The 18,236-nt window shown below is 72.3% G+C and carries 16 protein-coding genes; 7 read left to right on the top strand and 9 right to left on the bottom strand.

What is annotated here, in order from left to right:
* The first annotated feature begins 12 nt into the window (after window positions 1–12).
* Window positions 13–1,818 (top strand): phosphatidylglycerol lysyltransferase domain-containing protein, encoded by a 1,806-nt coding sequence (locus tag ACFY2B_RS00210; protein WP_390760908.1) that lies wholly within the window; start codon window positions 13–15, stop codon window positions 1,816–1,818.
* Window positions 1,819–2,000: 182 nt separating this feature from the next.
* Here ACFY2B_RS00210 and ACFY2B_RS00205 read toward each other — a convergent pair whose 3' ends face one another.
* The 5 genes from ACFY2B_RS00205 to ACFY2B_RS00185 all read right to left on the bottom strand — a co-directional run bounded on the left by ACFY2B_RS00205 (window position 2,001) and on the right by ACFY2B_RS00185 (window position 7,688).
* Window positions 2,001–3,269: an ArgE/DapE family deacylase gene (locus ACFY2B_RS00205; protein WP_390760907.1), complete on the bottom strand. Its 1,269-nt coding sequence runs from the start codon at window positions 3,267–3,269 to the stop codon at window positions 2,001–2,003.
* Between the two features lie 97 nt (window positions 3,270–3,366).
* On the bottom strand, window positions 3,367–4,854 hold the full coding sequence (locus ACFY2B_RS00200) for an ATP-binding protein (protein WP_390761499.1): 1,488 nt from the start codon (window positions 4,852–4,854) through the stop codon (window positions 3,367–3,369).
* Window positions 4,855–4,929: 75 nt separating this feature from the next.
* Entirely contained in the window at window positions 4,930–5,679 is a 750-nt protein-coding gene (locus ACFY2B_RS00195; RefSeq protein WP_390760906.1) for a response regulator transcription factor, read from the bottom strand.
* Between the two features lie 174 nt (window positions 5,680–5,853).
* The gene (locus ACFY2B_RS00190; RefSeq protein WP_390760905.1) at window positions 5,854–6,606 is read right to left on the bottom strand and encodes an FMN reductase; all 753 of its coding nucleotides are present in this window, start codon (window positions 6,604–6,606) and stop codon (window positions 5,854–5,856) included.
* The gene (locus tag ACFY2B_RS00185) at window positions 6,603–7,688 is read right to left on the bottom strand and encodes an LLM class flavin-dependent oxidoreductase (protein WP_390760904.1); all 1,086 of its coding nucleotides are present in this window, start codon (window positions 7,686–7,688) and stop codon (window positions 6,603–6,605) included. The genes ACFY2B_RS00190 and ACFY2B_RS00185 overlap by 4 nt, the downstream gene beginning before the upstream one ends.
* A 260-nt stretch (window positions 7,689–7,948) precedes the next feature.
* Between ACFY2B_RS00185 and ACFY2B_RS00180 the strand changes: the two genes are divergently transcribed.
* The gene (locus ACFY2B_RS00180) at window positions 7,949–8,854 is read left to right on the top strand and encodes a DUF6597 domain-containing transcriptional factor (RefSeq protein WP_390760903.1); all 906 of its coding nucleotides are present in this window, start codon (window positions 7,949–7,951) and stop codon (window positions 8,852–8,854) included.
* A gap of 166 nt (window positions 8,855–9,020) precedes the next feature.
* On the opposite strand, the gene ACFY2B_RS00175 is transcribed toward ACFY2B_RS00180, so the two are convergent.
* Window positions 9,021–9,797, bottom strand: coding sequence for an SDR family NAD(P)-dependent oxidoreductase (locus ACFY2B_RS00175; RefSeq protein WP_390760902.1), 777 nt, complete (start codon window positions 9,795–9,797; stop codon window positions 9,021–9,023).
* Between the two features lie 78 nt (window positions 9,798–9,875).
* Entirely contained in the window at window positions 9,876–10,214 is a 339-nt protein-coding gene (locus ACFY2B_RS00170; RefSeq protein ID WP_376530100.1) for a YnfA family protein, read from the bottom strand.
* 220 nt (window positions 10,215–10,434) lie between these two features.
* Between ACFY2B_RS00170 and ACFY2B_RS00165 the strand changes: the two genes are divergently transcribed.
* Both ACFY2B_RS00165 and ACFY2B_RS00160 read left to right on the top strand, forming a co-directional pair.
* Window positions 10,435–10,941, top strand: coding sequence for a hypothetical protein (locus ACFY2B_RS00165; RefSeq protein ID WP_390760901.1), 507 nt, complete (start codon window positions 10,435–10,437; stop codon window positions 10,939–10,941).
* A gap of 23 nt (window positions 10,942–10,964) precedes the next feature.
* Window positions 10,965–11,444 carry a MarR family winged helix-turn-helix transcriptional regulator gene (locus ACFY2B_RS00160; RefSeq protein ID WP_390760900.1) on the top strand — a complete coding sequence of 160 codons (480 nt, stop codon included), beginning with the start codon at window positions 10,965–10,967 and terminating at the stop codon, window positions 11,442–11,444.
* Between the two features lie 42 nt (window positions 11,445–11,486).
* On the opposite strand, the gene ACFY2B_RS00155 is transcribed toward ACFY2B_RS00160, so the two are convergent.
* Entirely contained in the window at window positions 11,487–12,680 is a 1,194-nt protein-coding gene (locus ACFY2B_RS00155) for an RtcB family protein (RefSeq protein ID WP_390760899.1), read from the bottom strand.
* Window positions 12,681–12,893: 213 nt separating this feature from the next.
* Here ACFY2B_RS00155 and ACFY2B_RS00150 point away from each other — a divergent pair, with 213 nt between their 5' ends.
* The 3 genes from ACFY2B_RS00150 to ACFY2B_RS00140 all read left to right on the top strand — a co-directional run bounded on the left by ACFY2B_RS00150 (window position 12,894) and on the right by ACFY2B_RS00140 (window position 16,210).
* A complete protein-coding gene (locus ACFY2B_RS00150) occupies window positions 12,894–13,730 on the top strand; it encodes a DUF3558 domain-containing protein (RefSeq protein WP_390760898.1) in 837 nt (278 codons plus the stop codon).
* Between the two features lie 116 nt (window positions 13,731–13,846).
* Window positions 13,847–14,710, top strand: a complete 864-nt coding sequence (locus tag ACFY2B_RS00145; protein ID WP_390760897.1) for a DUF3558 family protein — start codon at window positions 13,847–13,849, stop codon at window positions 14,708–14,710.
* Between the two features lie 117 nt (window positions 14,711–14,827).
* Window positions 14,828–16,210 (top strand): DUF2637 domain-containing protein, encoded by a 1,383-nt coding sequence (locus ACFY2B_RS00140; protein WP_390760896.1) that lies wholly within the window; start codon window positions 14,828–14,830, stop codon window positions 16,208–16,210.
* Window positions 16,211–16,414: 204 nt separating this feature from the next.
* Here ACFY2B_RS00140 and lysS read toward each other — a convergent pair whose 3' ends face one another.
* Complete coding sequence (gene lysS / locus ACFY2B_RS00135) at window positions 16,415–18,184, bottom strand: lysine--tRNA ligase (RefSeq protein WP_390760895.1); 1,770 nt, start codon at window positions 18,182–18,184, stop codon at window positions 16,415–16,417.
* Window positions 18,185–18,236 lie beyond the last annotated feature (52 nt).

Here is an 18,236-nt window from a genome sequence, read left to right as displayed (position 1 = left end):
GTGCCGGTCACCATGCCCGTACAGCAGTCGACGCCGACTTCCGCGCAGGTCTCCGTGCGGCACGACCGCCGTCGCCCCGCCGTGCCCGCCCGGCTGCGGGCGCGGGCCGCCGCCGCGACCGTCTGGTACCTGCGGCTGCTCGCGGTGCTCAACATCGCCGCGGTCGTGTCGCTGCCGTTCCGGGAGGAGGTGCACGAGCACAACGCGGGCGAGTTCTTCACGCCGTACCTGGCCACCGCGGGCCTGGGCTCGGCGGCGCTCGCGCTGTTCCTCGCGGTGGTGATGCGCCGCCGCAAACGCGCCGCCTGGGTCTTCAACCTGCTCCTCGCCGGCCCCCTGTGCTGCCTCTACGTGCTCGCGCTCACCACCGGCACCTACGGCGCGCACCTCTTCAACTGGCTCTCCACCGCCCTCACCGGCCTGTTCGTGGCCGCGCTGCTGATCGGCCGCCGTGAGTTCGACGCCATCGGCGACCGCTCCAACCCACGGCTCGCGCTGGCCGCCGGCGCGGGCGGCCTCCTGGTCAGCGGCGCCCTCGGCACGCTCCTGGTGAGCGCGACGAACCGGCAGTCGGGAGCGAGCCTCCAGGACCGGATCGCGTACACCCTGCTGCGCGGCGTCAGCGTGGGCCCGCTCGCCGACCGGGTGGACGCGGTGAGCGCGCCCCACTGGGTCGACATCGTCGTCAACGTCCTGATGGCCGCCACCGTCCTCCTCGTGCTGTACGCCTGTTTCCGCGCCCCGCGCGGCCGGGCGCTGCTCGCCGCCGAGGACGAGGAGCGGCTGCGGACCCTGCTGGAGCTGCACGGCGAGCGCGACTCGCTCGGCTACTTCGCGCTGCGCCGGGACAAGGCGGCCCGCTTCTCCCCGAGCGGCAAGGCCGCCGTCACCTACCGCGTGGTCAGCGGCGTCAGCCTGGCCTCCGGCGACCCGATCGGCGACCCGGAGGCCTGGCCCGGCGCCATCGACGCCTGGCTCGCCGAGGCGCGCCGGCACGCGTGGACGCCCGCGGTGATGGGCGCGAGCGAGGAGGCCGGCACCGTCTACGCGCGGCACGGCCTCGACGCCCTGGAGCTGGGCGACGAGGCGATCGTGGAGCTGGCCGACTTCACGCTGGAGGGGCGGGCGATGCGCGTGGTCCGCCAGGCGCACAACCGGGTCCGGCGAGCCGGGTACACGGTGCGCGTCCGCCGCCACGCGGACATCCCCGAGGCCGAGATGGCCCTGCTGGTCGACCGCGCCGACCACTGGCGGGACGGCGCCACCGAACGTGGCTTCTCCATGGCCCTCGGCCGCCTCGACGACCCGGCGGACGGGCGCTGCGTGATGCTGGAGTGCCGGGACGCGGCGGGGGAACCGCGCGCGCTGCTCAGCTTCGTCCCCTGGGGCGGGCACGGCCTGTCCCTGGACCTGATGCGCCGGGACCGGGCGTGCGAGAACGGGCTGATGGAGTACATGGTCGTGGAACTGCTGCTGCGTGCCGGGGAGTTGGGCGTGCGGCGGGTGTCGCTGAACTTCGCGATGTTCCGGTCCGTCTTCGAGCGCGGCTCCCGGCTGGGGGCGGGCCCGGTGCTGCGCCTGTGGCGGTCGGTGCTGACGTTTTTCTCCCGCTGGTGGCAGATCGAGTCCCTGTACCGGGCGAACGCCAAGTACCGGCCGGTGTGGGAACCGCGGTTCCTGCTGTTCGCCAAGAGCAGCGACATCCCGCGCATCGGGCTGGCGAGCGCCCGCGCGGAGGGCTTCCTCACTCCGCCCGGCTTCCTCACCCGGCCCGGCCTGCCGTCCCTGACCCGGCTCGGGCGCGCGCCACGCCCTTAGGGTCCCGGTCGCTGCCCGCTCACCTCCCGACCCGCGGACCCGCCCGTCGCCCACTTCGTCGCCCACTTCGTCGCTCGCTTCTCGCCACCTGCGGCCGCTGCCCGCTCGCCGGTCGCTGCCCGCTCACGCCGCCGCAGCCCGCTGCCCGCTCGCTCCACCGCAGCCGCGCCGCGACCCCCGGGTCACCTCGTCCCCGCCACCCGCAGCACCGTGACCACCAGGGTCCGCGCCACCTCCACCACCTCCCGCACGGACACGTGCTCGTGCGCGCTGTGCGCCACCCGTACGTCACCCGGCCCGTACTGGAGCGTCGGCACACCCGCCGCGGCATACAGCCTGAGGTCGCTGCCGTAGGGAGCGCCGCGCTCCCGCGGGCGGGCCGCCCAGCCGTTGGCATCGGTGCAGGCGTCACGCACCTCGTCGCGCAGCGGGTGCCCGGCGGGCAGCCGCCCGCTCGCGAACTGCCCGCCGGGCCAGCTCACGGTCGCCGGATGCGCCGCGAGCCACGGGTCGGCGGCGCACGCCTCGGCCACCCGCTGCTCCAACTCGGCGCGCGCGTCGGCCGGTTCCTCGTCGAGCCGGACGCCCAGCCGGCCCTCGGCGACCAGCAGGTCCGGCACGGTGCTCGCCCAGTCGCCGGCCCGGAGGGTGCCGACGGACAACGCGTACGGGACCGGGTACTCGGCCATCAGCGGGGACGGATCGCGGTTGCGGTCGGCCTCCAGACCGGCCAGCGCCCGGTGCAGCGGCAGATAGGCGTCGACCGCGCTGACCCCGGCCTCCCGCGAACCGGCGTGCGCCGCCCGGCCGGGGACGGCCAGCCGGAAGGTGAGGGCGCCCGCGTTGGCGGTGATCAGGGTGCCGGAGGTCGGCTCGGTGATGACGCAGGCGTCGCCGGTGTGCCCGCGCCGCAGCGTGCCGAAGGCACCGATCCCGCCGTCCTCCTCGCCGACCGTGCAGTGCACCGCGACCCGGCCGCGCGGACGCACCCCGGCCGCCCGGACCGCGGCCAGCGCGGCGAGGTGCGCCACCAGCCCGGCCTTCATGTCGCAGGCGCCGCGCCCATGGACCACGTCCCCGCGCACCCTCGGTACGAACGGGTCGCCGTCCCAGGCCGCCGGGTCCCCGGGCGGTACGACGTCCACATGGCCCTGGAGGACCAGCGTGGGCCCGTCGCCTTCCCCTGCGGTGTACCCGACCAGGCCCCATGCCTCTTCGCGGGGCGCCTCAAGTCCGGGGAAGGCGGGGTCGGCGAGCAGGGCCGGCACATCCATGGACCACAGGTCCACCTCCAGTCCGAGCCGCTCCAGGCGCCCGGCGAGGTGGTGCTGGAGTTCGGACTCGGCGGCGCTCCCGGTCACGCTGGGGATCGCGATCAGCTCAAGCAGGGTCCGGCCGATGTCCGCCTCGTCGAGGTGGGCGAGGGCGGCGGCCTCCGCGTCGGTCAGCATGCGGACCTCCTTCGGCCGATCCCGGCTGTCGGGCCTGCGTCACGATCCTCGTCACGATCTTCGGCACGCTCCCTCGTGATCTCCCTCGTGATCTCCCTCAGGTCCCGTCGCCCGGATCCCCGGTGACGCCCCCGCCCACCGTGAAACCGATCACCGCGCCGCCGCCGTCCCGGCGCAGCGCGAACGGTGCTCCGCCGTGTGCCATGGCCACCTCCCGCACGATGGACAGGCCCAGCCCGGAGCCGGGCAGGGAGCGGGCGTCGGCGGCGCGGTAGAAGCGGTCGAAGATACGGATCAGATCGCCGTCGGCGATGCCCGGTCCGCGGTCCAGGACCTCGACGCGTACCGGTCCGGCCGGACGGGCGTGCATACGGGCGGAGGCCGCCCCGCCCTCGTACGGGCGGAGGAACTGCCGGGCCCTGGCGAGCGCCGGGCCGGTGATCCGGACCTCGATGGGCGAGCCGCGGTCGCTGTCGAACTTGGCGGCGTTCTCCACCAGGTTGGACAGCGCGCGCTGGAGCATGCCGGGCCGTCCGTCGGTGACGGTGTCCCCGCCGGTCCGCAGCACGATCTCCCGGCCGGTGCGGCGGCGCGCCAGGCCCACCACGTCCTCGGCGATGTCCGCGATGTCGACCCGCTGTGTCGGCTCGGTGTCGGACTGCCCGGCGGCGAGGTCGACCAGTTCGTTGACCAGGTCGGTCAGCTCGCGGGCCTCCTGGGTGAGGTCGGCGACGAGGTCGTCGCGGGTGCCGGGCGGCAGCTCGTCGATGCGGCGCAGCAGGGAGATGTTCGTCCGCAGGGAGGTCAGCGGGGTGCGCAGTTCGTGGCCCGCGTCCTGGACGAGCCGCCGCTGGTCCTCCTCCGACTGGGCCAGCCGCCCCAGCATCCGGTCGAACGCCCGGCCCAGGCGGCCCACTTCGTCGAGGCCGGCCACGGGCACCTGGATGCCCAGCCGGCGGGTGCGGGCGACGTCCTCGGCGGCGGTGGTGAGGATGACCAGGCGCCGGGTGATACGGCGGGCCAGCCACCAGCCGACCAGTCCCGCGGCGATCACGACCGCGGCCATCAGGACCAGCGTGCGCTGCTGGAGCGCCCGCAGCAGGTCCTCGGTGTCGCTGAACTCCTGCGCGACCTGCACGGCGCCCCGCCCGTCGCCGAGCGCGACGGTGGCGACGCGGAACAGGTCGTCGGCGACCCGCACGTCGGTGTACTGGACCGTCCGCCCGGCCTCCTTGGCGGTGGCGATGCCCCGGTCCTTGACAGTGACCGGCAGCACCGGGCTGCCGTGGTCGACGATCTCGCCCCGGGCGCCGAGCACCTGGACGTCGGTGCGGCTGGGCCGGACCACGTCGTGTCCCGGCCGGGTGGAGCTGAAGTCCTGCGGCACCATCTCCTTCTGCCGCACCTCGCTCTGCACGTCCTGCACGACCTGGGTGAACACGGACTGCTGGTCGACGCGGACCAGCCGGGCGGCGGCGCTGTAGGACAGGATGCCGACGAGGATCGTGACGGTGGCGGTGATGGCCGCGAAGGACACGGCGAAGGTGGTGCGCAGCGAGACGAGCTTGGGCCGGCGCAGCACCATCAGCCGGCACAACGCCGACAGTCTGCGCAGCGCGGGCAGCCTGCGCAGGGCCGACGACCGGCGCAGGCGGCCCACTCAGTCCTCCCGCAGCACGTAACCCACGCCCCGTACGGTGTGGATCAGCTGCGGTGCGCCGGGTTCGTCGAGCTTGCGGCGCAGGTAGCCGACGTAGACGGCGAGGTTCTTGGAGCCGGGTCCGAAGTCGTAGCCCCAGATGCGGTCGTAGATGGTGGAGTGGTCGAGCACGATGCCGGCGTTGCGGGCCAGCAGCTCCAGCAGTTCGAACTCGGTGCGGGTCAGCTCCAGCTCCCGCTTGCCGCGCCAGGCCCGACGCGCCTGGAGGTCCATGCGCAGCCCGGCCGCCTCCACCTGGCGGTCGTCGGCGTGCGCCTCGCGGACCGGGGCGGTACCGGCGCCCCCGCCGCTGCCGCCGCCTCCGCTGCCGCCCGCGGCCACCGGGGTGGTACGGCGCAGCAGGGCACGCAGCCGGGCGAAGACCTCCTCGACGTCGAACGGCTTGACCACGTAGTCGTCGGCGCCGGCGTCGAGGCCCGCGATCCGGTCGGCGGTCTCGACCAGCGCGGTGAGCATCAGGATCGGGGTGCGGTCGCCCTCGGCGCGCAGCACCCGGCACACCTGGAGGCCGTCGATCCCGGGCATCATCACGTCGAGGAGCAGGATGTCCGGTGGGGTGCGGTGGGCATGCGCCAGCGCTTCCACGCCGTCGGCGACAGCCGTCACCTCATAGCCCTCCAGCGTCAGGGCCCGCTCCAGGGCATGGCGGATGGCGCGGTCGTCTTCGGCTAGCAGCACAGTCTGGGGCACGCACCCAGTTTGCCAAGTCGCCCGGCGGTTCGAGCGGGCCGAGCGGGCCTACGATCACCCTTTTTACCCGGCTCTCACCGACCCGGACGCAACCTGAAGTCCGGGCCTACCGTCTTCTCACCGTCGGCCGGAGCGCGCCCCGTCACCGGTGCTCAGGCGGCACACCGCGGGTTCTCAGGCGGCGCGGAGCCTCGCCAGCTGCTCCTCGAAGGGCACCACGTCGAGGATGTCCTCGTCCTCCGACCCGCCCGCCACGCGCCCCGCGCTCACCGCCTGCCCCGTGCTCCCCGCACTCCTCTCCCTCTCCGCGTGCCCCGGATTCCCCGGCTCCCCCTCATTCCTCTCATTCCTCTCATTCCTCTTAGGCCCCGAATCCCTCATACTCCCCGCCTTCCCCCCGTTCCCCCTGCTCACCGTCAGTCCGGTCATCAGCGCGGCCAGCTCCGCCGCCGCCCGGTCGATCCGTTCCGCGAGACCCCGCCCGCCCCAGTCCTCGGAGGCGGCGTACACGGCGGTGGGTACGACCACGGCCTTGAGGTAGGCGAACAGCGGACGCAGGGCGTGCTCCAGGACCAGGGAGTGCCGGGCCGTGCCGCCGGTCGCGGCGATCAGCACCGGCTTGCCGGCCAGCGCGTCGGGTTCGAGCACGTCGAAGAAGGACTTGAACAGGCCGCTGTACGAGGCGGTGAACACCGGGGTGACGACGATCAGGCCGTCCGCCCGGGTGACCGCGTCGAGCGCGGCGGACAGGGCGCGGCCCGGGAAGCCGTTGGTGAGGTGGTGCGCGATCTCCACGGCGAGTTCGCGCAGCTCGACGACCTGGACGTCGGCCGCGGCGGCCGGCACGGTGGCGGCGGCCAGCCGGTCGGCGAGCAGCCGGGTGGAGGACGGAACGCTCAGTCCCGCCGAGACGACGACGAGCTTCATGCGGCGGACACCTCCTTGGCGCTGAGCAGCGAAGCGTGGGTGGGGGCTTCGGGCACGCCGGCCGGGCGGCCGACGGCGAACTCCTTGCGGAGCACCGGTACGACCTCCTCGCCGAGCAGGTCGAGCTGTTCCAGGACCGTCTTCAGCGGCAGCCCCGCGTGGTCCATCAGGAACAGCTGGCGCTGGTAGTCACCGGCGTACTCGCGGAAGGACAGCGTCCGCTCGATGACCTGCTGCGGGGAACCCACGGTCAGCGGGGTCTGGTCGGTGAACTCCTCCAGCGACGGCCCGTGCCCGTACACCGGCGCGTTGTCGAAGTACGGACGGAACTCACGCACCGCGTCCTGCGAGTTCCGGCGCATGAACACCTGACCGCCCAGCCCGACGATCGCCTGCTCCGGCGTCCCGTGACCGTAATGCGCGTACCGGGTCCGGTACAGCTCGACCATCCGCCTGGTGTGCTCGGCCGGCCAGAAGATGTTGTTGTGGAAGAAACCGTCACCGTAATAGGCGGCCTGCTCGGCGATCTCCGGCGAACGGATGGAACCGTGCCACACGAACGGCGGCACACCGTCCAGCGGACGCGGCGTGGACGTGAAGCCCTGCAACGGAGTGCGGAAACGCCCCTCCCAGTCCACCACGTCCTCACGCCACAGCCGGTGCAGCAGCGCGTAGTTCTCCACGGCCAGGTTGATGCCCTGCCGGATGTCCTGCCCGAACCAGGGATAGACCGGCCCGGTGTTCCCGCGGCCCATCATCACGTCCACCCGGCCCTCCGCCAGGTGCTGCAACATCGCGAAGTCCTCCGCGATCTTCACCGGGTCGTTCGTCGTGATCAGGGTCGTCGACGTGGACAGCACCAGCCGCTGAGTCCGCGCCGCGATGTACCCCAGCATCGTGGTCGGCGACGACGGCACGAACGGCGGATTGTGATGCTCACCCGTCGCGAACACGTCCAGACCGACCTCCTCGGCCTTCGACGCGATGGCGACCATGGCCTTGATCCGCTCGTGCTCGGTCGGCGTACGGCCCGTCGTGGGGTCCGGCGTGACGTCGCCGACGCTGAAGATCCCGAACTGCATGGTCGCTCACCCTCCGATTGGTTGACGATTCAACTATACCCGCTCAACGGTCGTCCGCGGCTCCGTATTCCGCGGGTCCGGCGGGTCCGGCGGGTTCCGGGTGTTCAGAGAGTTCCGGGTGTTCCCGGTGTCCTGGGTGGTCCGCCGGCCGATGCTCCCCGCCCCGCCGTCCTCCCGGCCGCCGTGAGATCGCCCGTCCCGTGCGCGGCCCGCCGTCGGCGCCCCGGGCCCTTGTCAGTGCCCCCGCCTACGATCCCGGCATGGCAGCCCCACGCCGTGACACCCGAGGCATCGTCGACCCCGCGGAACTCTTCGCGCGCGTGGACTTCCGGCGCCGGGAGCCGTTCGCCGGGCCCGCGGCCCCGCATGGACCCGGCGGCCCATCCGGCAACCCCGGGATACCTGGCAGCTCCGGGAAGCCGGACCCGGCCCTACGCCCCTACCTGGAGCACTACTGGCTGATCGACTGGGACCTCAACCGGCCGTACGTCTCCCATGTCGTGCCGCACCCGTCGGTGAACGTGGTCTTCCAGCGGTTCGCGGGCGAGGAGCCGTTCGCCGAGGTCGCGGGGGTCGGGCTCGGTCTGTTCGCGCAGAAGCTGGCGGGCCGGGGCCGGGTCTGCGGGATCCAGTTCCGGCCCGGCGGCTTCCGGCCCTTCGCCCCGGACCGCCCGGTGGCCGACTGGACCGGCCGCCGCGTCCGTTTCACCGAGGTCTGGCCGGACGCCGACCCGCGGGCCGTGCTCGACCCGGACGACGAGGACGCCCGCGTCGCCGCCCTGGACGCGTTCCTGCTCGGCCGCCGGCCCCGACCCGACCCGCAGGCCGACCTCGCGACGGCCCTCGTGCACCGCATCCGCACCGACCGCACGATCCGCCGCGTCAGCGACTTCGCCCGCGCCGAGGGCCTGTCCGTACGACTGCTGCAACGCCTCTTCGCCGGGTACGTCGGGGTCGGGCCGAAGTGGGTGATCCTGCGCTATCGCATCCATGAGGCCCTGGAGCGCGCCGAGACCGAGCGCACGGTGGACTGGGCGGCCCTGGCCGCCGACCTCGGTTACGCGGACCAGGCCCACCTGGTCCGCGGCTTCACCGCGACCGTGGGGATGTCCCCGACGTCCTACGCGGCAGCGGTGCGCCCCGAAGCGGCGCGGGAGACCCCGTGACGGACCCCGGCACAGCCACCGGCGACCGGCCCGACCGCGACGACCGCCGCCCCCACCACACCACCTGCCGGCCCAGCGGCAACACCTACCGGCCCGGCCGCACCGCGCAGCACCGGCCGGGCCGCGACCGCGACCTCCCCGGGATCCGGCACCGGGCCAGGGGGGATCACCGCTCCCGGTGCACCTTCGTGTTCGACGCCTGGGCCCGCGGGCGCAGGACCAGCAGATCCACGTTGACGTGGCTCGGGCGGGTCACCGCCCAGGTGATCGTGTCCGCCACGTCCGCGGCGGTGAGCGGCTCGGCCACCCCCTCGTACACCTTCGCCGCCTTCGCCGCGTCCCCGCCGAAGCGGGTCAGCGCGAACTCGTCGGTCTTGACCATGCCGGGGGCGATCTCGATGACGCGGACCGGCCGGCCCACGATCTCCAGGCGCAGGGTCTCGGCGAGGACGTGTTCGCCGTGCTTGGCGGCGACATAGCCGGCGCCGCCCTCGTAGGTGCCGAGGCCCGCGGTGGAGGAGACCACCACGACCGTGCCGTCGCCGCTCGCCTCCAGCTTGGGGAGCAGTGCCTGGGTGATGTTGAGGGTGCCGATGACGTTCGTCTCGTACATCGTGCGCCAGTCCGCCGGGTCGCCGGTGGCGACCGGGTCGGCGCCGAGCGCTCCGCCCGCGTTGTTGACCAGCACGCCGACCGTCCTGAAGGCGGTCGCGAACTCGTCGACGGCGGCCCGGTCGGTGACGTCCAGCTGGTACGCCGTCACCTCGTGCCCGGCCCCGGTCAGCTCCTCGGCCAGCGCCTCGATGCGGTCCTTGCGGCGGGCCGTGAGGACCACCCGGTACCCGGCCGCGGCCAGCCCACGGGCGGTGGCGGCGCCGATTCCGCTGCTCGCACCGGTGACGACGGCGATGCGGGAGGCGGCGGGCGGTACGGCGGGGGCCATGGGCTTGCTCCTCGGACAGGCGTACGGGCTACGCCACCCAGGGTAGGCGACCGGCACCGCCACGCGGCGCCCGTACGTTCAGCCGGAGCCGCGCGGCGCCCACATGATCACCGCCATCCCGACCAGACAGATCAGCGCGCCGGTGAGGTCCCAGCGGTCGGGCCGGTAACCGTCGGCGACCACGCCCCACAGGATTGAACCGGCGACGAAGATCCCGCCGTACGCGGCGAGGATGCGGCCGAAGTGGGCGTCGGGCTGGAAGGTCGCGACGAAGCCGTAGGCGCCGAGGGCCAGCACGCCCCCGGCCATCCACAGCCAGCCGCGGTGCTCGCGGACGCCCTGCCAGACGAGCCAGGCGCCGCCGATCTCGAAGAGGGCGGCGACGACGAACAGGGCGGCGGAGCGGAGGATCAGCATGGCGGCAGCTTGGCACGCCCGCTGTCACCTGTTGGAGGGCGCCTGACGTCCGCTCCGCGTGGGATACATCCCTCCGTACGCCCTGGCCTCCGGCGGATCGTCATGGCCGTCCTTGGGTCCTGTGGGTCGTCATGGGCGTACGGGATCGACAACGACAACGGACTCGACACCGGACCGCACGACGGAGTGGGTGACATGTGTAGGACACAGAGTGGGTGGCATGCGTAGGACGAGGGTGCTCGCCGTGTGGGGGGCTGCCGTACTGGCGGCGGTCGCCGCGGCCGGGCCCGCCGGGGCGACCGGAACGGGAGGTGCGGCCGGTGGGGCCGGGGCGGCTCGTGCGCCGGAGGCGGATCTGGCCTACCACGGGTCGGCGGTGCTGAGCGGCGGACGGGTCGACGTCCGGTTCACCCCGCGCAACCACGGCCCGTCCGCCGTACCGGGCGCCAGCGTGCAACTGCGCTGGTCGGTGCCGCTCGCGGACCGGCTGGAGCTGCCGGCCGGGTGTGCGCGCACGGGCGAGCGGGTGCTGGTCTGCGGGACGGGACCGCTGGCCGCGGACGGCTTCGGGGAGCAGATCCGGCTCGGCGTGACGCTGCGGGACCGGCCCACGGAGGTCACGCTGGAACTCGACACGGTGTGGAGCGGCGGCGCGGTGGACGGCAACCGGGCCAACGACCGGGAACAGGTGCTGATCCTCGCCACCGGGGACCCGTACTCCTTCTGACAGACGCGGGAGCGGAGCTGGACATGACCGGGGACGGAAGCGCGCGGGCGCGGCTGCTGTCGGAGCTGGCCACCGTCTCCCGCCGCTGCATGGCGTCGTACGCCCTGTTCAACCAGGCCGTCGCCGACCACCTGGGCCTGCACCCCACCGATCTGCAGTGCCTGAACCTGCTCACGCTGGAGCGGACGCCGGTGACGACCGGCCGGATCGCGGAACTGACCGGGCTGACGACCGGTTCGGCGACCCGGCTGGTGGACCGGCTGGAACGGGCGGGCTACGTCGTCCGGGAACGGGACGCGGCCGACCGGCGACGGGTACTGGTGGCCACCGTGCCGGGGAGGATCGCGGAGTTCGAGCGGGCGTGGGAGCGGCTGGGCGGTGACTGGTCCGCCCTCTTCGAGGACCTGGACGACACCGAACTGGCCACGGTCACCCGCCACCTGAAGCAGACGGTGGCCTTCAGCTCCGACCGGATCGGCCACCTGCGCGAGAACCGGCCGTAGGACGCGGGAGGGGGCGGCGGCCGGCGAGCCGGAGCCCGCCGGTCAGCCCTTCACGCAGACGACCTGCTTCAGTTTCGCGACGACCTCCACCAGATCCCGCTGCTGGTCGATGACCTGGTCGATCGGCTTGTAGGCGCCCGGGATCTCGTCGACCACCCCGGAGTCCTTGCGGCACTCCACGCCGCGCGTCTGCTCCTCCAGGTCCTTCGTGGAGAAACGGCGCTTCGCGGCACTGCGGCTCATCCGGCGACCGGCGCCGTGCGACGCGGAGTTGAAGGACTTCTCGTTGCCGAGGCCCCGCACGATGTACGAACCCGTGCCCATCGAACCCGGGATGATCCCGTACTCACCGGAGCCGGCGCGGATCGCGCCCTTGCGGGTGACGAGCAGGTCCATGCCCTCGTAGCGCTCGCGGCTCACGTAGTTGTGATGGCAGCTCACCTCGGGTTCGAAGGCCACCTTCGCCTTCTTGAACTCCTTGCGGAGGACGTCCTTGAGGAGCGCCATCATGATCGACCGGTTGTACTTCGCGTACTCCTGCGCCCAGTACAGGTCGTGCTCGTACGCCGCCATCTGCGGGGTGTCCGCCACGAAGACGGCGAGGTCGCGGTCGACCAGGCCCTGGTTGTGCGGGAGCGAGTGGGCGATCCCGATGTGGTGCTCGGCGAGTTCCTTGCCGATGTTGCGGGAACCGGAGTGCAGCATCAGCCACACCGAGCCGGAGGTGTCGACGCACACCTCGCAGAAGTGGTTGCCGGAGCCCAGCGTGCCCATCTGCGCGGCCGCCCGTTCGCGCCGGAACCTGACCGCCTCGGCGACCCCGGCGAACCGGTCCCAGAAGCCCTCCCACCCCGAAGTCGCGAGCCCGTGGAAGCGGCCCGGGGTGACGGGGTCCCGGTGCATCCCGCGGCCCACCGGAATCGCCTGCTCGATCTTGGAGCGGAGGCGGGAGAGATCCCCGGGCAGGTCGTTCGCCGTCAGCGACGTCCGCACGGCGGACATGCCGCAGCCGATGTCCACGCCCACCGCGGCCGGGCAGACGGCGCCCCGCATCGCGATGACCGAACCGACCGTCGCGCCCTTGCCGTAGTGGACGTCGGGCATCACGGCCAGCCCCTTGATCCAGGGCAGCGTGGCGACGTTGCGCAGCTGCTGGAGGGCGCCCTCCTCGACCGTGGCCGGATCGGTCCACATACGGATGGGGACCTTGGCACCCGGTATTTCTGTGTACGACATGTCTTCCCCATTCCCCCATGAATCACAAAAAGCCCTAGAACCGAAATAAGGCAGAAGCAGCACCAAGGTCGACGAAAAGCGACAACGGACCGGCAAAAGCGGCGGCGCTTGCGATACACATTGTCTCCAGGTGGCGCCCCGCGGCGGCAAGCGAAATACCTGCGGGGACACTGGAGGACCCAACGCGCCGACAGCGTCGAGAGGAGCCTGACCGTGCAGCGGAAGGCGTATGTGACCGGCACCGCAGCCCTCCTCGTGGCACTGCTGACCGGCTGCACCGGCGGCTCCGCGGACACGGGGGCGGCGGACAACGCGAACCCCGGCGACGCGGGCACCGCCACCGAGGCGGCCCAGCCCGGCAAGTACCGGACGCTCCCCGAGCCCTGTGGCGCGGTCGGCCGCGGCACGCTCGACTCCCTGCTGCCCGGAATCAAGGAGATTCCCGACCCGGACCAGCGGAACAAGGCGTACGACGGCACCGCGACGCTGACGTACGACACCGACCGCAAGGTCGGCTGCCGTTGGAAGGTCGAGTCCGCCGACGCCGCCGACCACCTCCACGTCGACTTCGAACGGGTCGTGTCGTACGACAACTCCGACAGCGACGACAACCAGGCGCAGAAGCTGTTCGCGAGCAGAGAGACGGCGGCCGACCTGCCCGAGCCCAGCGCGCCCGTGTCCGGGTCCTCCCTGGCGCCGATGGCGGGCGCCGGGCCGGTCGTCGACGCCTCGCCCTCCGGCACTCCCTCGCCCTCGGTCTCGTCCTCGGTCCCCTCGGCCGGCGAGTCCGGCGGCACCGCCTCCGCCGATCTGCAGCCGCGTGTGCTCGACGGCCTGGGCGACGAGGCGTTCCTCGACGACCAGCTCGGCACCTCGGGTTCGACGGCCGAACAGCGGACGGTGACTGTGGTGTTTCGCACGTCCAACGTGATCGTGACCATCGAGTACGCGGAGCAGCCGATGACCGTCGGCGCGACCCCCGACAGCAAGGAAATGCAGGACAGGGCACGGAATCTGGCCGTGCAACTGGCCGGCTCGCTGTCCGGCTGACGGCCTCCTCGGCTCCTGACGGGAAGCTCCGCCGGGCCGCCGAACCGGAACCGCACCGCTCACTCACCGCGTACCGTGGGCCCCTCGGACGATCCGACCGCAGGAACACGAGCGTCATGAGTGAAGGAACCATGCAGCGAGCAGCCCAGCGAGACGACCAGCCTGATCAGCGTGAAGGGCGAGCGGGACGGTTGCGCCGTGCCCTTGTCTGCGCGGCCGCCGTGTCGGCCGCGCTCGCCGCCGCGGGCTGCTCCTCGGACTCCGGCTCCCCGAGCGGCGACGCCAAGCAGTCGGCGAGCGACAGCAGCACCGGCTCCGGCTCCGCGAGCCCCACGCCGACCGTGCAGGCCGCCGCGTACCGCACGCTGCCCGAGTCGTGCGCCGCCCTGTCGAAGAAGACACTGGGTCAACTCGTACCCAAAGCCTCCAAGTCCGGCAAAAAGGGTAGTTCCAATGACGTGTCGTCCCGGGCCAGCTGCTCCTGGAGCAGCCTGGACGACAACGGGGTGAAGGGCTCCCAGTTCCGCTGGCTCAACGTCTCCCTCCTGCGTTTCGAGTCCGGTACCGGCCGCGGCTCCGCCGACGAGCAGGCGCAGGCGTACTACACCAAGCAGATCCAGGACGTCCGGGCGGTGACCGGGGCGAAGAACCTCAAGTCGCAGGCCGTCGGCGGAACGGGTGACGAGGCGACGGCCTTGCGCTACGACCTGAAGAAGAAGGAGGGGGACTTCAAGCAGCAGACGGTCGTGGCACGCGTCGAGAACGTCGTCGTCACCCTCGACTACAACGGCGCCGGCCTGGCCGGTGAGAAGACCCCGAACGCCGACGACCTGGTGAAGTCCGCGCAGCAGGCCGTCAAGGAGGCCGTGGCAGCGGTGGCGTCGGCGAACAAGGGCAGCACCGCGTCGTCGTCCGCCTCGCCGTCCAAGTCGCCCTCCAAGGAGGCGTCCCCGTCCGAATCGTCGGCCAAGAAGGGCTGACGGGCGGCCTGCTGACGTACCGGCGACGCGCGCGCCGCACACATGTGCCACCCTGTTGCGCGCAAGAACACGCAAGGGGAGGGAGTACGGGTGGCCGCGCCGATTCAGCTGACTCGGATGCACCGCGTTCTCATCGGCGTGGTCGTGACCGGCGCCGTGATCATCGCCGGCATCGGCTTCGCCGGCTCCTACGCCGCGGTCCGTGAACTGGCCCTCAAGAAGGGCTTCGGGAATTTCGCCTACGTCTTCCCGATCGGCATCGACGCCGGCATCTGCGTCCTGCTCGCCCTGGACCTGCTGCTGACCTGGATCCGCATCCCGTTCCCGCTGCTGCGCCAGACGGCCTGGCTGCTGACGGCGGCGACGATCGCCTTCAACGGCGCCGCCGCCTGGCCCGACCCGCTGGGCGTGGGCATGCACGCGGTGATCCCGGTGCTGTTCGTGGTCGCGGTCGAGGCCGCCCGGCACGCCATCGGCCGTATCGCCGACATCACGGCCGACAAGCACATGGAGGGCGTCCGCCTCACCCGCTGGATGCTCTCCCCGCTTCCGACGTTCCTGCTGTGGCGCCGCATGAAGCTGTGGGAGCTGCGCTCCTACGAGCAGGTCATCAAGCTGGAGCAGGAACGGCTCGTCTACCAGGCCCGGTTGCGCTCCCGCTTCGGCCGCTCCTGGCGCCGCAAGGCCCCGGTGGAATCCCTGATGCCGCTACGGCTGGCGAAGTACGGGGTACCGCTGGCGGACACGGCCCCCTCGGGCCTGGCGGCCGCGGGCATCGAACCGGCCCTGATACCCGCGCCGCCGCAGCAGCCGGAGCTGCCCGCGACGCCCGCCCCCGAGCGGGCCGCCGATCCGGCACCGCTCCAGCAGGCACCGGCGCACCCCGGAATCCCCGGGCAGCGCGCCGGAGAGCCGGACCCCGCCGAGAAACAGAACCCGAACCAGAACCCGTGGTTCCAGACTCCCCCGCAACACGTCGACTACCAGGGCGGCTACGACCCCGGATTCGACCTCCGCGGGTACGGCCCCGGCAGCGACGAACAGTACGAACAGCAGTGGTTCGAGGCCCAGCAGGTCACGGACCCGCAGGCGGACGGACGGTTCCCGGGCCGACAGTTCCCGGACCAGCGGTTCGCGGGCCCGCAGTTCGCAGAGCAGCAGTTCGCGGACCAGCAGTACGCCGCCGAGCAGCAGTACACCGAGCCCGAACCGCCCGCGCCCTCCCCGGAGGACACCGGCAGCTTCCCGATCCCGGTGGGCCCGAACCGCACCCGTGAACTCGGCGAGGGCGGCGGCACCCCGGCCCCCGAGCCGGACGAGGACTCGTACTACCAGGTGTTCAAGAAGTCGATCAACGGCAGCTACCCGACCCCGCGCGAGTTCGGCGACAACGTCGAGGCCGAGTTCGGCCGAACGCTCCCCGCGGACGAGGCCAAACGCATGGTCAGCCGCTTCACCAACCGCCACACCGCGGAACTGGAAGAAGACCACATCGCATAGCCCCCCGCCCCTCAGGGACACGGCGAACTAAATCAAGGGCGCGGGGAACCACATCAGGGGCGCGGGGAACTGCGCAAAACCCGCAACCAACCCGCACCCAACCAACAACGCGCCACCCCCATCAGGGGCGCGGGGAACTGCGCGACCAGCCACAACGAGCCCGCAGCCGAACAACAACCCGCACCCCACCCGGCAAAGAGCCCCCTACTCCCCGAGAAGGACCCGCACACGCTCCTGCCCGACCGCCAGCAGCAGCGTGGGCAGCCGCGGCCCGGTGTCGCGTCCGACGAGCAGGTGGTACAGCAGCGCGAAGAACGACCGCTGGGCGGTCTTGATCTCCGGCGGCAGCTCCTTCGGCGTGGCGTCGGCGGGGAACCCGGCCTGCACCTTGGGCACGCCGTACACGAGGTGGGTCAGCCCGTCCAGCGACCACTGCCCGGCCAGGCCGTCGAGCAGCAGCCGCAGCGACCGCTGGTCCTGCTCGTCGAGCGACTTCAGCAGTTCGGCGTCCGGCTCGTCACGCACGATGGTGCGCTGGTCGGCCGGGACATAGGTGTTGATCCACGCCTCGGCCTTGTCGTACCGCGGGCGGACCTCGTCGAGCGAGGCCGGCGCGTCGGCCGGGTCGAGTTCGGACAGGATGCGCAGGGCCTGGTCCTGGTGGCCCGCGGTGACGTCGGCGACGGACGCCAGCGTGCGGTACGGCAGCGGACGCGGCGTCCTCGGCAGCTCACCGGCGGCCGTACCGACGGCACGCGTGTAGGCGGCCACGTCCCCGGGGAGCGCGGAGTCTCCCGCGGCGACCTTGCCGGCGAGCTTGTCCCACTCGTCGTAGAGCCGCTGGATCTCCTGGTCGAAGGCGATCTTGAAGGACTGGTTGGGCCGCCTGCGGGCGTACAGCCAGCGCAGGATCTGCGGCTCCATGATCTTCAGCGCGTCGCCCGGGGTGGGCACGCCGCCGCGGGACGAGGACATCTTCGCCATGCCGCTGATCCCGACGAAGGCGTACATCGGGCCGATCGGCTGCTTGCCGCCGAAGATCCCGACGATCTGGCCGCCGACCTGGAAGCTCGACCCCGGCGAGGAGTGGTCGACGCCGGAGGGCTCGAAGACGACGCCCTCGTACGCCCACCGCATCGGCCAGTCGACCTTCCACACCAGCTTGCCGCGGTTGAACTCGCTCAGCCGCACGGTCTCCGAGAAGCCGCAGGCGTCGCAGGTGTAGGTCAGCTCGGTGGTGTCGTCGTCGTACCCGGTGACGGTGGTGAGGTCCTTCTCGCAGCTGCCGCAGTACGGCTTGTACGGGAAGTACCCGGCGGAGCCGGAGCTGCCGTCGTCCTCACCGGCCGCGCCCGAGCCCTCCTCGGCCTCCAGCTCGGCCTCGTCGACCGCCTTCTGCTGCTGCTTCTTCGCGGGCTTCGGCTTGGTCCGGTACTGGGCCAGGATCGCGTCGATGTCCGCGCGGTGCTTCATGGCGTGCAGGACCTGCTCGCGGTAGACACCCGAGGTGTACTGCGCGGTCTGGCTGATCCCGTCGAACTCCACACCCAGCTCGGCCAGCGACTCGATCATGGCGGCCTTGAAGTGCTCGGCCCAGTTCGGGTGCGCGGAACCCTTCGGGGCGGGCACCGAGGTCAGCGGCTTGCCGATGTGCTCGGCCCAGGACTCGTCGACGCCCGCGACACCGGCCGGCACCTTGCGGTAACGGTCGTAGTCGTCCCAGGAGATGAGGTGCCGCACCCGGTGGCCGCGCCGCCGGATCTCGTCGGCGACCAGGTGCGGGGTCATGACCTCGCGGAGGTTGCCCAGGTGGATGGGCCCGGAAGGGGAGAGCCCCGACGCCACGACGATCACCGGAGCGGTGGCGGCAGGCGTCGCCTTGCCCGGGGCCCGACGCTCCGACTCCTCGATGACCTCATCCGCGAAACGGGAGACCCAGTCGGTGTTCTCGGTGCTCTGAGCCACGGTCGGCACGTCCTTCTTTCTCCGGAGGGCAGCCCGTACGGTCACACGGCTGACCGGTCCA

It is taken from the genome of Streptomyces sp. NPDC001270 (assembly GCF_042896695.1).
GTDB lineage: Bacteria > Actinomycetota > Actinomycetes > Streptomycetales > Streptomycetaceae > Streptomyces.
The sequence above is the reverse complement of the archived record's forward strand: the minus strand, read 5'-3'. Positions and strand labels throughout refer to the sequence as shown.

Bases quoted from the DNA above. Each gene is read 5' to 3' on its own strand.
- ACFY2B_RS00210 (WP_390760908.1), top strand. From the start codon at position 13: ATGCCCGTACAGCAGTCGACGCCGACTTCCGCGCAGGTCTCCGTGCGG.
- ACFY2B_RS00205 (WP_390760907.1), bottom strand. From the start codon at position 3,269: ATGCTGACCGACGCGGAGGCCGCCGCCCTCGCCCACCTCGACGAGGCG.
- ACFY2B_RS00200 (WP_390761499.1), bottom strand. From the start codon at position 4,854: ATGGTGCTGCGCCGGCCCAAGCTCGTCTCGCTGCGCACCACCTTCGCC.
- ACFY2B_RS00190 (WP_390760905.1), bottom strand. From the start codon at position 6,606: ATGAAGCTCGTCGTCGTCTCGGCGGGACTGAGCGTTCCGTCCTCCACC.
- ACFY2B_RS00185 (WP_390760904.1), bottom strand. From the start codon at position 7,688: ATGCAGTTCGGGATCTTCAGCGTCGGCGACGTCACGCCGGACCCCACG.
- ACFY2B_RS00180 (WP_390760903.1), top strand. From the start codon at position 7,949: ATGGCAGCCCCACGCCGTGACACCCGAGGCATCGTCGACCCCGCGGAA.
- ACFY2B_RS00175 (WP_390760902.1), bottom strand. From the start codon at position 9,797: ATGGCCCCCGCCGTACCGCCCGCCGCCTCCCGCATCGCCGTCGTCACC.
- ACFY2B_RS00170 (WP_376530100.1), bottom strand. From the start codon at position 10,214: ATGCTGATCCTCCGCTCCGCCGCCCTGTTCGTCGTCGCCGCCCTCTTC.
- ACFY2B_RS00165 (WP_390760901.1), top strand. From the start codon at position 10,435: ATGCGTAGGACGAGGGTGCTCGCCGTGTGGGGGGCTGCCGTACTGGCG.
- ACFY2B_RS00160 (WP_390760900.1), top strand. From the start codon at position 10,965: ATGACCGGGGACGGAAGCGCGCGGGCGCGGCTGCTGTCGGAGCTGGCC.
- ACFY2B_RS00155 (WP_390760899.1), bottom strand. From the start codon at position 12,680: ATGTCGTACACAGAAATACCGGGTGCCAAGGTCCCCATCCGTATGTGG.
- ACFY2B_RS00145 (WP_390760897.1), top strand. From the start codon at position 13,847: ATGAGTGAAGGAACCATGCAGCGAGCAGCCCAGCGAGACGACCAGCCT.
- ACFY2B_RS00140 (WP_390760896.1), top strand. From the start codon at position 14,828: ATGCACCGCGTTCTCATCGGCGTGGTCGTGACCGGCGCCGTGATCATC.